The following is a 14,728-nucleotide window of genomic DNA, read 5'->3' as shown; positions in this document are numbered from 1 at the left end:
CAAGCACATTAAAATTGTTTGATGTTAACCTCTTCTGCACCACTATCTCTAAGCGCACGGGATATTTCATCTTCACTCATTGAATTTCTTCCTACGTTGATTGCCATAATAAACTTGTTGTCCGTAGCACGAACGTCAAATCTTTCATGGTTGTGAGCCGCAGGGCTTAATCCGTTTGATATGAAAAAGGTAGTAACCATACCAAATGCGGTGAAAAGTACAGTCAACTCAAATGTAATAGGGATATAGTTAGGCAAAGAAATTGAATCCTTACCACCCACAATCATTGGCCAGTCAATACCCATGGTCCAAATCATAAGGGTTAATGCAACGCAACATCCGACCACACCAAACATAAATGCCGCAATCCCGATTCTTGTACGTGGGTGACCCAGTGCGTCATCCATTCCGTGAATTGGAAACGGAGAATATACTTCCTGTATTTTCACTCCCGCCTTTCTGAGTCTTGGTACTGCATGTAATACAGTATCGTCATCGTCGTAGACTCCAACTAAATATTTACCAGATAATTCTGCCATATTTATACTAATGTTAAATATTATTCTTTCGCTTTAAGCGATTTACCTATTCTATATCCTTGTTAAATAACGGAGCCGCAGCTTCACGATGTCTTACTTTTGCAACCCCGGCAATTTTCTTAGGCAAGTTTGCAGAAGTTGACCTGATTACCGCTTTTACTTCCGCCATGTTTATAACAGGTAAGTATTTAGAGAAAAGCAGGAATAAAGTAAAGAACAATCCGAAAGAGAAAATATAATCTCCAATATCATAACGGGTAGGAGAGAACATAGCCCAACTCGAAGGAAGGTAATCACGGTGAAGAGATGTAACAATAATTACAAAACGTTCAAACCACATACCGATGTTTACAATAACAGATATAAAGAACGTAAATGTAATACTGCGGCGAAGTTTTCTTGACCAGAACAACTGTGGAGAGATTACATTACATGTCATCATCGCCCAGTATGCCCACCAGTAAGGTCCGGTAGCACGGTTGATAAATGCATAGCTTTCGTATTCAACTCCTGAATACCAGGCAATAAAGAATTCAGTAATATAAGCAACCCCTACAACAGAACCAGTCAAGGTAATTACCTTATTCATGGTTTCGATATGTTCCAGCGTGATGTAGTCTTCCAATTTGTAAACCACACGTGTGATCAGCATAAGATTTTGCACCATGGCAAATCCCGAGAAAATCGCACCTGCAACAAAGTAAGGAGGAAAGATTGTTGTATGCCATCCCGGGATTACCGAGGTAGCAAAGTCCATACTTACAATCGTGTGTACAGATAGTACAAGAGGAGTAGCTAAACCAGCAAGAATTAAGCTGATATATTCATAACGCGACCATGTTTTTGCTGATCCGTCCCATCCCATTGCAAAAGTTCCATACATGAAACGGGAAACTTTGCTGGTTGCGCGGTCACGAATTGTAGCTAAATCAGGAATTAGACCAATGTACCAGAAAACAAGTGATACAGAGAAATAAGTACTGATCGCGAAAACGTCCCAAACCAAAGGAGAGTTGAAGTTTACCCAAAGAGAACCAAATGCGTTAGGTAATGGTAAAGCCCAATATGCCATCCATGGACGACCCATGTGCATCAAAATAAACGATGCGGCACAAAGTACAGCGAAAATTGTCATCGCTTCCGCAGCTCTGTTAATGGATGTTCTCCATTTCTGACGGAATAGCAAAAGAACAGCAGAGATCAATGTACCCGCGTGACCGATACCTACCCACCAAACGAAATTGGTGATATCCCATGCCCAACCTACGGTTTTATTTAATCCCCACACACCCAGACCTTCCCACCAGGTCCATGCAAGACAACAAGATCCATATGCCAAAACGACCAGAGAAATCCCGAAAGCAATTTTCCATTCTTTCGTAGGCTTTCCTTCGACATGTCGGCAAATATCTTCCGTTACGTCTGCATACGTTTTCCCGCCTTGAATAAGGGGCTCTCTTACGGGTGAAGTAACATGCATACTACTGTAATTTATAATGATTTAATCTTCAAACAAATACAAAACTATTAACCAGACTTAGACGTGTTCTTTTTTAGCTTCTGCCTTCGCTGCTACATCCTTATTTCTGATCTTGGTAAGATATGAAATTTGTGGACGTACGTTAATTTCTTCCAGCATGTGGAAAGCACGGCCTTCTCTTTCTACTTCAAGAATTTTAGAAATTCTGCTTTCAGGATCATTCATATCACCAAAAGTAATAGCGTCAGTTGGACAAGATGAAGCACAAGCAACGTTAATTTCTCCGTCAACTACGCGTCTTCTTTCTTTTTTCGCTGTCAATTTACCTTCCTGAATTTTATGAACGCACATTGAACATTTCTCAATTACACCACGTGAACGTACTGTAACCTCAGGATTGATAACCATTTTACCAAGATCGTTATTGAAGTGGTAATCAAAGTTATCGTTGTCAAAATATTTAAACCAGTTGAAACGACGTACTTTATAAGGGCAGTTGTTTGCGCAATAACGAGTACCAACACAACGGTTGTAAGTCATTTGATTCAAGCCCTCAGAACTGTGGGTTGTCGCTAATACCGGACAAACCGTTTCGCAAGGTGCATTATTACAATGCTGGCATAACATAGGCTGGAATGTAACTTCCGGATTTTCCGAAGCAACTTCCATTGCTGTGTAATCGCCAACTTCTGCATCACTGCTATAATAACGGTCAATACGTAACCAGTGCATTTCACGACTGTTGATAACTTCCTGACGTCCTACAACCGGAATGTTATTTTCTGACTGACAGCTAATTACACAAGATCCGCAACCAAAACATGTATTAAGGTCAATAACCAGACCCCATGAATGATTTGGATATTTATGTCCATTCCAAAGAGAAAGATCAGTAGCATCTACTGCTCCTTCTGATGTTTCAATTTTTGGAATGAAACGTCCAGCCAATGGATCCTTCTGGAAATGAGCTAACACCGTTTCCTGAAGAACCGATTTACGGCCCATTACAGTATTGTGTGTTTGTGTTTGGGCGATTTCGCGGGTTGCACCTGTTTTGGTAACAGTAACTTCTCCCGGTGCAAAAGATAAATATCCGGCAGAGAATGTAGCCAGAGGATAAACATTTTTACCAACTCCGTTTGCTGATTTCCCTGCTTTCTCACGACCGTAACCGATTGTGATCGCAACAGTTCCATTAGCCTGACCTGGCTGAATAATAACAGGAACTTCAACAGATTTACCTTTCAAATCTACCTTTACTACGTCTCCTTGTGCAAAACCAAGTTCAGTTGCAGTTTTTTGAGAAACACTTGCGTGGTTATCCCAGGTTGCTTTTGTAACAGGATCTGGTAATTCTTGTAACCATGGGTTGTTAGCAGCAGATCCATTACCTACGCCAACGTTTTCATACAACGCCAGTTCAATTCCTGTAGAAGATGCTTTATATTTTTTACCGATTGCTGATGCAGCTTCGTCAACATTTCCTGCGAAAGTTGCACCCGCAGCAGAAGCTGTACGGTTTGTTTTGAAGAAACCATCATGCAAAGACTGTACCCAGAATTTTTCAAAACTATCTGTACCGCCTTGTGTATAAATATTTTTTCTCCAATATGCTTTTACATATTCATGATAGTCTGATGGCTGACCTGCCCATTTCAATAAGCTTGCCTGGGCCTGGCGTGTACTGAAAATCAAACTGATCGTAGGCTGTGTCAAGCTATAAAAACCTGTCATCGGCTCCGCATCATTCCATGACTCAAGATAATGAGGTGAAGGCGTAATGAATTTTACTAAGGATGCAGTTTCGTCAGCACGGTCATTAAATGAAATACTCAATGCTACTTTTGGAATAGCAGTAGCTAATTCAGCACCACGTGGGTGATCGTAAACCGGGTTAGCAGCATAGAAAATTACCGCTTCAACTTTTCCACCTTTAACTTCATCAACGAATTCGTTCATCGCGACGTCATTTCCCTGACGGAAATTAACAGGCGTATCTAAATCTATTGTTGAGCCATAACTTCCAAGTAAGCTATTCAATGCATTAACAACAACCTGAACCGAAGGATCATTGATACCAGAAACTACTAAAGCACTTCCTTTTGCAGCTACAAGATCCACAGCAGCTTTGTCAAGGTTTGTTACATCCAAAGCAGGAGCAGAAATTGCTTTCCCACCAAGTTTTGCAGCAACTTTATTGTAAAGTGAAGTAACAACCAAACCAAGTTGAGATGGTTTTACAGCAGAACGATAATCTGCATTTGAACCCGTCATCGAAAGAACAGATTCAAACTGATAATGACGGGACATATCTTTCTTACCGTCTTTCGCACTGCTAACACGACGTGTTTCCGCATATTGACGAGAGAAATCGTCCGGTGAAATCCATGCACCTAAAAAGTCAGCATCAATAGCAACGATAACTTTTGCCTTATTGAAAGCATAAGAAGGAAGAACCGCTTTTCCGAAAGAAAGCTCATTTCCTTTTACAATGGCAGAAGAACTGTTTGCGTCATAAATAATGTGACGCGTTGTTGGATATTTTGTTGTAAAATCAGCGATAACTGATTTTGTAGAAGGACTTAGTAAAGTTGAAGAAACAATACGAATGGCTCCTCCTTTTGCAGCGATTGAAGAAAGCTGGCTTGTTATATCTTTATCAACAGCATCCCAGGTTACTTTTAAATCTTCACCCTTTTTAGGACCTCTTAATTTTTCATTATCATAAAGTCCTAGTAAGGAAGCATGTGCTCTTGAACTAACACCCTTTGTGATACCTGAAAGTGTATTCGGCTCAATCTTAATAGGTCGGCCTTCACGTGTTTTTACGAGAATACTTGCGTAATCTCCATTTTCTGCATACGTAGAGGCGTACCAGTTAGCAATCGTAGGGAATTCACCCTCAGGCTTGTTAACGTAAGGAATTGCTTTTTTAACAGGAGTTTCGCAAGCTGCAAGAGAAACAGCAGCCATACCAAATCCTAAAACTTTTAAGAAATCGCGACGGTGTGTACCTGCTCCGTCAACCAGACTTTCATATTGATTTTCTGTTGGTGCATCAGCGAACTCTGAACCTGCTTCTTTAATGAATTTTTCGTCATTACGCAGCTCTTCAAGCCCTCTCCAATATCTTTTATTAGTATTTTCCATAAAACTGTTAATACAATGAGTTGTATTCTAGTATCTATTTGCAGTGATTAGTAATGGCACTTAGAACATTCAAGACCACCGATATCAGCTACTTTTAAAGCTTCTTTACTATCTGATGCGTGTAATTGTACCAGTTTGTCGTAATACTCATTTCCCTTAGTATTTACGTCAGTCTTACGGTGACAATCGATACACCAACCCATTGTTAGTGAAGAGCGCTGCTGGATAACTTCCATTTTAGCGATATCTCCGTGGCAATTTTCACATTCCAATCCGGCAACATTAACATGTTGTGAGTGATTGAAATAAGCAAGATCAGGAAGGTTGTGTACACGTACCCATTCAATAGGCGTATTGTTTTCTATTGATGTGTATATTTTTTGAATTTCAGGTGATTCTTTTTTGATCACACCGTGACAGTTCATACAAATATTCGCAGAAGGAATATGTGCAGATTTACCTCTGTTTACACCGGTGTGGCAATAGTTGCAGTCAATTTTATATTCGCCTGCGTGAAGTTTGTGAGAGAAGGATATCGGCTGTTTAGGCGCATATCCCTGCTGAACACCAACACTATACGCTCCGTCTATTGTAACCTTCATCACTAAAAGAATGAAAATCCAGATTGTAGCAGAACGGATCGCAGGGTCACCGGCAATTCCCTTAAGAGAATTACCAAGGCGTGCCATAAAGTCTCCTTTGGTAGCAGATTCAGTATCTCCACCAGTAACGGCTTTCGAAAGAATTGTTACAATGACAAGCAAAACTCCTAATACTAAGAGCATTACAACTACCAAAGCAACAAGAACAATCATGAAAAGATCAGAAGGTCCACCTGATTGTGCAGCCCCCGCGGCAGGAGCCGCTCCACCAGCACCGGCGGCGGCAGGAGCCGGAGCGGCAGCCGCTTTATCAACATAAGCAAAAATCCCTTTGATGTCATCTTCCGATAAGTTCGGGAAAGCTGTCATCTGAGCTTTGTTATATTCGTTGTATAGCTTTACAGCGTAAGGATCACCTGCTGCGATAACAGCTTGTGAATTATGCACCCATTTCGTAATCCACTGAATGTTGTTACGAGTAGTTGCACCTTTCAAACCAGGACCTACAATTTTCTCGTCAGTAGGTGCATGGCATTGAGCACAGTTGTTTTTAAATAACGTTTCGCCTTTAGCAGCATCTCCACCACCAGCAGCGGCAGCAGGGGTAGCACCGGCAGCAGCCGTACTATCCTGAGCCCAAGTTAAGCTGCAGGAACTTAAGAAAATAGCTACAATAATAGCCAGAAACGATTTTGAGCTGGGAAAGAAGGAACAAAACTTAGAGTCTTCTCGGAATGGTATATTCATAATCAACTATTCATAATACTTCAACAGACAAATCTAGTGTACGATTTTTTATCCACAAAAGTATTTGGGGGATATTTTAAAGTACTCACTTATTTATAATTCTTCTAATTTGAATATTCGTGTCCAAATAACGCAAATTGCTGGGAGCCATTGACTTTCAATGTTTTAACAAAAAAATACCATTTGATAAAATGCATAAAACGCGCTTTATCAAATGGTATTTTATCAAGATATTTATGACGAGGTTCCGAGCGGATTCGAACCGCTGTACGAGGTTTTGCAGACCTCTGCCTAGCCGCTCGGCCACGGAACCATTTCGGGTTAGCAGAAGAATATTCCTGCTTACTGCTAACCCGGTGCAAAAGTATTAAAAAAATTGACTACTCCTCAGTTTCGTCGTCTTTTTTCGCTACTTTTTTTCCTTTTCTTTCAGTTTCTTCGAATTGTTCCTTCAAAGCTGAAAGTACACTTAGGTCTCCAAAGGTCGATTTCTCTCCTTCTTTGGTAGCGCCATCTGTGTTAGAAGCTGTATTCTTAGACTGGTTTGACGCAGGCTTTGGAGCTTTTTCTTCTTTTTTCTCTTCAACAGCAGGAGCAGCAGAAGGTTTCACTTTAGAGTGAGTAAGAACGATTTTCTTTTCGTCTTTCAAGAACTCAAGAACAGTGAAGTCTAAGCTTTCTCCAACTTCGGCAAAAGTACCATCTTCTTTCGTAAGGTTTTTCACAGCTGCGATTCCTTCGATACCGTATGGCAATTCCAATGTTGCGAATTTGTCACCTTTTGCTACGATTGTAGAACGGTGAACAGATCCAACAGCAAAGATTGTTTCAAAAGTATCCCATGGATTTTCTTCAAGTTGTTTGTGACCGAGTGCCAAACGACGATTGTCAGCGTCAAGCTCAAGAACAACAACTTCAAGTTCGTCATTAACTTTTACGAAATCCGAAGGATGTTTGATTTTCTTAGTCCATGATAAGTCAGAAACGTGAACCAGTCCGTCGATACCTTCTTCAAGCTCTATAAACAAACCGAAGTTAGTAAGGTTACGTACTACACCTTTATGACGCGTACCAATTGCATACTTATCTTTCAATGAACCTTGAGTCCAAGGATCTTCAGTAAGTTGTTTGATACCAAGAGACATTTTACGTTCCTGACGGTCAAGTGTCAATACAACTGCGTTGATCTCGTCGTTTACGTTCATAAACTCCTGAGGATTGCGCAGGTGCTGAGACCATGACATTTCAGATACGTGGATCAAACCTTCAACACCTGGTTTGATTTCAAGGAAAGCGCCGTAATCAGCAACGTTAACGATACGTCCTGTTACTTTAGATCCAACCTGGATATCTTCTGACAACGAATCCCATGGGTGAGACTGAAGTTGTTTCAAGCCAAGAGAGATACGTTTTTTCTCTTCGTCGAAATCAAGAACCACAACGTTAAGCTTCTGGTCAAGTGCCAAAAGATCTGACGGGTGGTTGATACGACCCCAAGAAATATCCGTGATGTGCAACAAACCATCAACACCTCCAAGATCGATGAACACCCCGAAGTTGGTCATGTTCTTAATAACACCTTCAAGAACTTGTCCTTTTTCCAGGTTATTAAGAATTTGCTGACGTTGTGCTTCAAGATCTTTTTCGATCAATATTTTATGAGAAACTACAACGTTATCATTTGCGTAGTTAATCTTAACAACTTTCACTTCCATACGCTTTCCAACAAAAATGTCGAAATCACGAATTGGTTTCACGTCGATTTGTGAACCTGGCAAGAAAGCTTCGATACCAAATATATCTACAATAAGACCACCTTTGGTTCTTCTCTTTACGTTAGCATCGATTACCACATCCTCGTCAAACGATTTCTGGATGTTATCCCATGCAGTAATTACTTTTGCTTTCTTACGTGAAAGAACAAGCTGACCTTGTGCGTCTTCCTGGTTTTCTACATAAACTTCCACTTCGTCACCAATTTTCAAAGCTGGCAAGTCACGGAATTCATTTGATGAAACAATACCATCAGATTTGAAACCGATGTTAAGAATCACCTCGCGGTCTGTAATACCTACAACCACACCTTTAACCACTTCTTTTTCCTGAACAGGAGAAATGGTAGTTTCGTACATTTCTTCAAAACGAGTACGGTCAGCAGCTGAATAGCCTGTACCGAATCCTTTGTCTTCTGCTTTTTCCCAATCGAAATCAGGCAATACTTGTGTTTGTTTTTCCTTAGACATAAATAGGAAGTAAAGCTCTGGATTACATCAACTGGCGAGCCACGCAGTCGAAAATTAGTTTAACTGGAAATTTTAAAAATAGGACGCAAAGGTAGGAATTTTCTAAATAAAAACCCAGCTCTCTAGGATTTGATTTAGAAAAAAATTATATGATGCCAAAACAGGCGAAGTAGGGGAGTTTCAATCAGTTAACTGCTCTTTCTTTAACACCGAGATAAGGTAGCCATTCTGCATCTGTGACGCCCGAAAAATCACGAATAAACATTAGAAAGGATGGCCGGAATGGGCGCTGTCGTAAATGCATTCCTGCTTCTTCAGGCGTATAATCGCCTTTTTTTGAATTACAACGCTTGCAGGCCGTAGCCAAATTATCCCAGGTTGTTTTCCCGCCTCTGGATTTCGGCATGACGTGATCCAGTGTGAGATGATCATGTGTTCCGCAATACTGACATCGGTTTCCATCCCTTTTAAAAATGTTGTGACGGGTCATAACCACGCCGCGGTAAGGAAGGTGAATGTAACTATTGAGACGGATCACAATGGGCATCGGGTAATTGTCCCGTACAGTCCTGAGGAAATGAGTCGGCGATTCCGCCAGCAATTCAGCTTTGTTTAGATAAACTAAGAGAAATGCCTTCGGCACTGTGCAAACACTAAGTGCGCTGTAATCTTGATTAAGAACCAGAACTTTACCCATGAGTCTTTACGGCAATTAATTCCCACAATATAGGAAATTTACCTAAAAAAACATTTCGTAAAATTCAATTATTATTAAAAAATACATCTCTACACCGCCTGAGATTTAATTATATGGAGAATTTCCGGCCAAGTGACTAAATAACAAACTCTCAGGCTCCTGTCCAAATCAGTAATCTGAACGGTCACTTTCACGTTTCAAATCCTTTGCCTTGATACTATCTCTTTTATCATACAGCTTTTTACCTTTTGCCAAGGCAATGTGCAGTTTGGCAAAACCCCGGTCGGTTGTAAAAAGTTTGACCGGAACAATGGTTAATCCCTGATCCTTTAAGTTCTCACTCAATTTCCTCATTTCACGCTTCGTAAGCAAAAGCTTGCGATCACGCAACGGATCATGATTCCAGTGTGTCCCTTCGGTATAAACAGAAATGTGCATACTGCGAACGTACAATTCACCATCCATAAAAAGACAGTAAGCATCTGTAAGGTTTACTTTGCCCTGGCGTATTGATTTTATTTCAGTTCCTGTCAAAGACAAGCCTGCTGTAAACTCTTCTAGAAAAAAATATTCGAATGACGCGCGTCTATTTCGGATATCGACTTTTTTTACTAATTTTTCTGACATATTATATTCCTAACACAAAAAGGTCTGCAAAATTAGGCTTTTGCTAAAACTATACCAACTAATGAATATAACGAGCCAGGTGCATCGGTTAAAATCTTCCCTTTTTGTTATTATTTTTATTTTTTCGAAACAAATAGCAATGGCTCAATCGCCGGACGCAGCTATTAGAGCATCGGTGGATAAATTATTTGACGGCATGAGATCCGGAGATTCTTCGGCTGTAAGAAATGTTTTTATTCCTCAATCGACGCTAATATCTGTTTCAACCAATGCAAAAGATTCAGTAATGACGCACGTTAGTAAAACGGATGACTTTGTAGCCGCCGTTGGAAAACCACATACCGAAAAATGGGATGAAAGAATTTATGATGTAAAAATTTCAGTGGATGGGCCAATGGCCATTGTCTGGGCTCCTTACAAATTTTACCGTGGCGAAACATTTTCTCATTGTGGAGTGAATGTTTTTACGATGATCAAAACAAAAAGCGGTTGGAAAATTAATACAATCACTGACACGAGAAGAAAAACAGATTGTCTGTAACTACATTTTCAACATTTGCTTCCAGGTTCCTTTAATACGATTATACTTGATGGTACTCGGCAAAGCCTTCCACCAATACCGGTTCATCTCGACTGCAAAAGATGGCTGCATATAACAATTGATGGCACAACCTTCACATGCCGGAAGTTTACCTTCCAGAGCGACCAGTTTCTGAACTTCATCGGAATGATATAAGTCATAAAGATTTCCTTCAATCGGAAAATCTTTCAGTCCCAGGTGATAGCAGGGGAGAACAAGCTTGTTTTCGGGAGAAATGACAATCGTCGTACTGGCAGCTTTGCAGATCGGATCATCCACATGATTTCCTCCGTCCAGTCTTAATTGAATAAAGGCTTCATTGAGATAAACATTTTTCTGCTTCCCCCACCAAAGCAACTCTTTCAAGGTTTGTTCGGAAAGATTTCCACCCACACCATTATATTCAAAAACAGGATTTAAAATCAGGATAAGATTATTAGGCAGGCAAATTTCTTCCCACATCTGTTTTATCTTATCAACATTATCTTCAAAAACAGTGAAAATAATATCCGGCCTTTCTCCCATTTCCCGTGCAATCTGAATCGACTCCATTACTTTGTCGAAACATTTTACATTTCGTGATTTATCATGTTCATCACGATCAGGGGAATCCAGCGAAAAATGAAGCATGTCAACTAAGCCACGCAATCTTTCAGCATATTTAGGATAAAGCAATCCGTTGCTCGTAACCGTGGTAATCATGCCCTGCTCTTTTGCTTCACGAAGTAAAACATCTAGCTGGCGGTGAAGTAATGGTTCACCTCCTGTAAAATCTATAACCTTTACGCCTAACCGTTTTAGATCCCGGATATTTTCCCGAAGATTTTCAACCGTAATATAAGGCGATGGTTTCTCCCATATGTCGCAGAAACCACAAGACGCATTGCAGCGATACGTTACGTAGTAGTTGCACAGGACAGGATGGGAAATTAAACGCATATTATTTCAGCATCGTTAACAGACTGCTCAGTTTGTCTTTTAAATCTTTACGATCAACAATAAAATCAAGGAAACCGTGCTCCAAAACAAATTCGGCACTTTGGAAACCCTTTGGAAGATCCTTACCAATTGTTTCACGAATAACGCGTGGACCGGCAAAACCAATCAATGCTTCTGGTTCAGAAATATTAAAATCTCCCAACATTGCGTAAGATGCCGTAACACCACCCGTTGTAGGATCTGTTAATAATGATATGTATGGAATTTTTGCTTCTGATAATAACGCAAGTCGTGCAGAAGTTTTTGCCATTTGCATCAATGAAAATCCCGCTTCCATCATACGCGCTCCACCCGATTTGGAAATCATCAAAAAAGGCTGTTTGTGTTTGATAGAATAATTAATTGCACGAGCAATTTTCTCTCCCACCACAGAACCCATAGAACCACCGATGAAATTGAAATCCATACAGGCAATGACAACTTTCACATCATTCATTTTTCCGTGACCTGTACGTACCGCATCTTTCAACCCCGTTTTAAGCTGAGTTGCCTTGATACGATCCGGATATGCCTTGGTATCTACGAAATGCAGAGGATCGCCCGAAGTAAGATCTGCGTCCAGTTCAGTATATTTATTTTCGTCGAACAACAATTCGAAGTATGCATCAGAGCCCACCTTTTCGTGGTAGTTGCAATGCGGACAAGTGTAAGCGTTTAATTTATGCTCTCTTGTAGCAGTAATTTTCTTACAATTAGGACATTGATACCACAAACCGTCCGGAGCTTCGCGTTTCATTTCCGTGGGTGTATTGATGCCTTTTTCTTTCCGAATAAACCAGGACATATTTTTTAGTGGGTTAATATCTTTGATTATAGCTTGTAAACAAACCTTTTATCTAACATTCATGATGAAATCAAGGGTCAAATATACTAATAAATGTTTGGTATCGTCAAGCAGCGAATGAGTATTGGGCCCCAGTACTATTCTCCGCTCCGTTTACACATAATTCGTTACGAACAAAAAATAGTTTTAACTTGTTAAATTATTTAATTTATTAGATTCACAACGAATTAACCAAACGATTTCAATTCGTATATTTTTAAGTATGTCAGCCATATCCCCTATTGTGATCATTGTTGGTACCAACCGGCCAAATTCTATGTCTCGTCGTGTTGCAGAATATTATCAAAAACTTCTCATACAGTCCAATACTTCAAGTACAATACTTGACCTGGTGGACTTACCTCATGACTTCACTGTGACCGCACTTTATGGAAATAGTGGAAAAAATGAAGCATTCAATAGTTTAAAAAGTCATATTGACGGAGCTGAGAAATTTATTTTTATTATACCGGAATATAACGGCTCTTATCCTGGTGTATTAAAAGCTTTTATCGACGGACTTCCTTATCCAAATAGTTTTACAAATAAAAAAGCGGCACTTGTTGGTTTATCTTCCAACATGCATGGAGCGATTGTAGCGTTAAGTCACATGAATGATATTTTCAGTTACCTAGGAATGAATACTTTGGCATTACGGGTAAAACTAGCCCAGATACAATCACATTTTGTTGACAATGAAATAACAAATCCGCTGTATAAAGAATTACTGGAAATCCAGGCAGAACAAATTATTCGTTTTTAAAAAGAATGGGAGCCTGATGGCTCCCATTCTTTTTCTATTTCAACCAATGCTGTTCCATTTCATTTGCAGGAATCGAAGGTCTTTTCCACAATTCAATATGGCTGCGGCGATAGGCTGGCCCTTCAAGGTCTCCCCATTTCACCAAACCTCCCTGAAAAGATTTGATCATAGCCTGCAATTTCGCAGTTTCTTCATTAGACCATTCATGACTATCTTCCAGCTCTACATATGAAACATGCGTATAAGCTCTGTTGTCCATTGCAATGATTTCAGTATCTACCATGAAATCAATCGAACTGGTAGCTGTATTTTCTTCCAGTTCCTGAGTAAGAATCATTTCAGGAGCTTCTTCTACGAAAGGAAGTTCAGCAACAACTTCCTGTGGCTGCGTTTTTCCTGTAAATCCATTTTTTAATTCAATGCCTGGAATCGGTGATTCAATGCTATCGAAACCTGCCGCGACAATGGTAACACGCAATTTATCTCCAAGAGAATCGTCAGTGATAGTACCAAGCTTAAACATTCTGGCCTCACCGCCAACCTGCGAAAGTACATACCGCCAGATTTCCCGCTGTTCTTTCATCGTAGCCTCACGTTTCTTGCTTGTAGCAAGTGTTACAAGGATACGTTTTGCACCACGAATATCGCGGTCATTCAGAAGCGGAGAATCCAATGCTTCTTTAATAGCAAGCTGAGCACGGTCAACACCAGTTGCCTCAGCTGTACCCATTACAGATTGTCCGGCGTTTTTAAGAACTTTTTCAACGTCCTTGAAATCCGTATTTATATTCCCATTGGTTGTAATGATCTCGGAAATACTTTTTACAGCATTAAGAAGAATTCCATCAGCCTCAGCAAAAGCCTGAGTTAATGTCATGTCTTCGTAAAGCTCTTCCAGTTTATCGTTCAGTACAACCAGTACAGTATCACTAAATTCTTTCAGCTGCTCAATACCTTCAAGCGCCTGTTCTTTTTTATCAAGTCCTTCCCAGGTATAAGGTGCTGTGACAACCGCCACAGTAAGTTTACCCATTTCCTTGGCAAGCTGTGCAATAACGGGCGCCGCTCCGGTTCCGGTTCCACCACCCATACCAGCCGTAATAAAGACCATTTGTGTAGAACCACCAAGCAGAGCTTTTATTTCTTCTATCGTTTCAAGTGCTGCTTCTTTTCCTTTCGTCGCATCAGTTCCCGCTCCCAATCCCTGGGTTAGGGTAGCGCCAAGCTGGATTTTTACAGGTACCGGACTATTTGCCAATGCTTGTCTGTCTGTATTACAAACGGCAAATTCTACATCTTTGATTTTCTTCTCAAACATGTAGTTGACGGCATTACTTCCTCCGCCACCAACACCTATCACCTTAATGATAGCTGGTTCGGACATGACTCCGTTGGTTTCCTTGACGATTTCGTTCACAATGTAGTCCTGGTCTAAAGAGTGCAACAAATTTTTATTCATAGTCCGGGGTGGTTGTTGA

At 40.4% G+C, this 14,728-nt stretch carries 12 protein-coding genes and 1 tRNA gene; 2 read left to right on the top strand and 11 right to left on the bottom strand.

Features of this window, described 5'->3' with window-relative positions; all coding sequences use genetic code 11:
• Positions 1-8: 8 nt before the first annotated feature.
• The 8 genes from FZF08_RS12370 to smpB all read right to left on the bottom strand — a co-directional run bounded on the left by FZF08_RS12370 (position 9) and on the right by smpB (position 10,085).
• Positions 9-539 (bottom strand): DUF3341 domain-containing protein, encoded by a 531-nt coding sequence (locus FZF08_RS12370; protein ID WP_159469193.1) that lies wholly within the window; start codon positions 537-539, stop codon positions 9-11.
• 46 nt (positions 540-585) lie between these two features.
• Complete coding sequence (gene nrfD, locus FZF08_RS12365) at positions 586-2,019, bottom strand: NrfD/PsrC family molybdoenzyme membrane anchor subunit (protein ID WP_159469191.1); 1,434 nt, start codon at positions 2,017-2,019, stop codon at positions 586-588.
• Between the two features lie 57 nt (positions 2,020-2,076).
• Positions 2,077-5,169 (bottom strand): TAT-variant-translocated molybdopterin oxidoreductase, encoded by a 3,093-nt coding sequence (locus tag FZF08_RS12360; RefSeq protein WP_159469189.1) that lies wholly within the window; start codon positions 5,167-5,169, stop codon positions 2,077-2,079.
• A gap of 47 nt (positions 5,170-5,216) precedes the next feature.
• Positions 5,217-6,518, bottom strand: coding sequence for a c-type cytochrome (locus FZF08_RS12355; RefSeq protein WP_159469187.1), 1,302 nt, complete (start codon positions 6,516-6,518; stop codon positions 5,217-5,219).
• 242 nt (positions 6,519-6,760) lie between these two features.
• Positions 6,761-6,831: transfer RNA gene (locus tag FZF08_RS12350), tRNA-Cys, on the bottom strand.
• A 67-nt stretch (positions 6,832-6,898) separates the two neighbouring features.
• Complete coding sequence (gene rpsA / locus FZF08_RS12345) at positions 6,899-8,761, bottom strand: 30S ribosomal protein S1 (protein ID WP_159469185.1); 1,863 nt, start codon at positions 8,759-8,761, stop codon at positions 6,899-6,901.
• 184 nt (positions 8,762-8,945) lie between these two features.
• The gene (locus FZF08_RS12340) at positions 8,946-9,458 is read right to left on the bottom strand and encodes an HNH endonuclease (protein ID WP_159469183.1); all 513 of its coding nucleotides are present in this window, start codon (positions 9,456-9,458) and stop codon (positions 8,946-8,948) included.
• A 168-nt stretch (positions 9,459-9,626) separates the two neighbouring features.
• Positions 9,627-10,085, bottom strand: coding sequence for an SsrA-binding protein SmpB (gene smpB / locus FZF08_RS12335; RefSeq protein WP_159469181.1), 459 nt, complete (start codon positions 10,083-10,085; stop codon positions 9,627-9,629).
• A gap of 61 nt (positions 10,086-10,146) precedes the next feature.
• On the opposite strand from smpB, the gene FZF08_RS12330 reads away from it, so the two are divergent.
• The gene (locus tag FZF08_RS12330; RefSeq protein ID WP_159469179.1) at positions 10,147-10,626 is read left to right on the top strand and encodes a nuclear transport factor 2 family protein; all 480 of its coding nucleotides are present in this window, start codon (positions 10,147-10,149) and stop codon (positions 10,624-10,626) included.
• Here FZF08_RS12330 and FZF08_RS12325 read toward each other — a convergent pair whose 3' ends face one another.
• Both FZF08_RS12325 and accD read right to left on the bottom strand, forming a co-directional pair.
• Positions 10,627-11,604, bottom strand: coding sequence for a radical SAM protein (locus tag FZF08_RS12325; RefSeq protein ID WP_159469177.1), 978 nt, complete (start codon positions 11,602-11,604; stop codon positions 10,627-10,629). It lies immediately after the preceding gene.
• A gap of 1 nt (position 11,605) precedes the next feature.
• Positions 11,606-12,448: an acetyl-CoA carboxylase, carboxyltransferase subunit beta gene (gene accD, locus FZF08_RS12320; protein WP_159469176.1), complete on the bottom strand. Its 843-nt coding sequence runs from the start codon at positions 12,446-12,448 to the stop codon at positions 11,606-11,608.
• A 262-nt stretch (positions 12,449-12,710) separates the two neighbouring features.
• Here accD and FZF08_RS12315 point away from each other — a divergent pair, with 262 nt between their 5' ends.
• Positions 12,711-13,250, top strand: a complete 540-nt coding sequence (locus tag FZF08_RS12315) for an NADPH-dependent FMN reductase (protein ID WP_159469174.1) — start codon at positions 12,711-12,713, stop codon at positions 13,248-13,250.
• Between the two features lie 34 nt (positions 13,251-13,284).
• On the opposite strand, the gene ftsZ is transcribed toward FZF08_RS12315, so the two are convergent.
• On the bottom strand, positions 13,285-14,709 hold the full coding sequence (gene ftsZ, locus FZF08_RS12310) for a cell division protein FtsZ (protein WP_159469172.1): 1,425 nt from the start codon (positions 14,707-14,709) through the stop codon (positions 13,285-13,287).
• Positions 14,710-14,728: the final 19 nt, after the last annotated feature.

Source organism: Dyadobacter sp. 3J3, from assembly GCF_009801115.1.
Taxonomy (GTDB): domain Bacteria; phylum Bacteroidota; class Bacteroidia; order Cytophagales; family Spirosomataceae; genus Dyadobacter.
The sequence above is the reverse complement of the archived record's forward strand: the minus strand, read 5'-3'. Positions and strand labels throughout refer to the sequence as shown.

Coding starts and splice junctions, on each gene's coding strand:
- accD (WP_159469176.1), bottom strand. CDS start 12,448: ATGTCCTGGTTTATTCGGAAAGAAAAAGGCATCAATACACCCACGGAA.
- ftsZ (WP_159469172.1), bottom strand. CDS start 14,709: ATGAATAAAAATTTGTTGCACTCTTTAGACCAGGACTACATTGTGAAC.
- FZF08_RS12315 (WP_159469174.1), top strand. CDS start 12,711: ATGTCAGCCATATCCCCTATTGTGATCATTGTTGGTACCAACCGGCCA.
- FZF08_RS12340 (WP_159469183.1), bottom strand. CDS start 9,458: ATGGGTAAAGTTCTGGTTCTTAATCAAGATTACAGCGCACTTAGTGTT.
- FZF08_RS12330 (WP_159469179.1), top strand. CDS start 10,147: ATGAATATAACGAGCCAGGTGCATCGGTTAAAATCTTCCCTTTTTGTT.
- nrfD (WP_159469191.1), bottom strand. CDS start 2,019: ATGCATGTTACTTCACCCGTAAGAGAGCCCCTTATTCAAGGCGGGAAA.
- smpB (WP_159469181.1), bottom strand. CDS start 10,085: ATGTCAGAAAAATTAGTAAAAAAAGTCGATATCCGAAATAGACGCGCG.
- FZF08_RS12360 (WP_159469189.1), bottom strand. CDS start 5,169: ATGGAAAATACTAATAAAAGATATTGGAGAGGGCTTGAAGAGCTGCGT.
- FZF08_RS12370 (WP_159469193.1), bottom strand. CDS start 539: ATGGCAGAATTATCTGGTAAATATTTAGTTGGAGTCTACGACGATGAC.
- FZF08_RS12355 (WP_159469187.1), bottom strand. CDS start 6,518: ATGAATATACCATTCCGAGAAGACTCTAAGTTTTGTTCCTTCTTTCCC.
- FZF08_RS12325 (WP_159469177.1), bottom strand. CDS start 11,604: ATGCGTTTAATTTCCCATCCTGTCCTGTGCAACTACTACGTAACGTAT.
- rpsA (WP_159469185.1), bottom strand. CDS start 8,761: ATGTCTAAGGAAAAACAAACACAAGTATTGCCTGATTTCGATTGGGAA.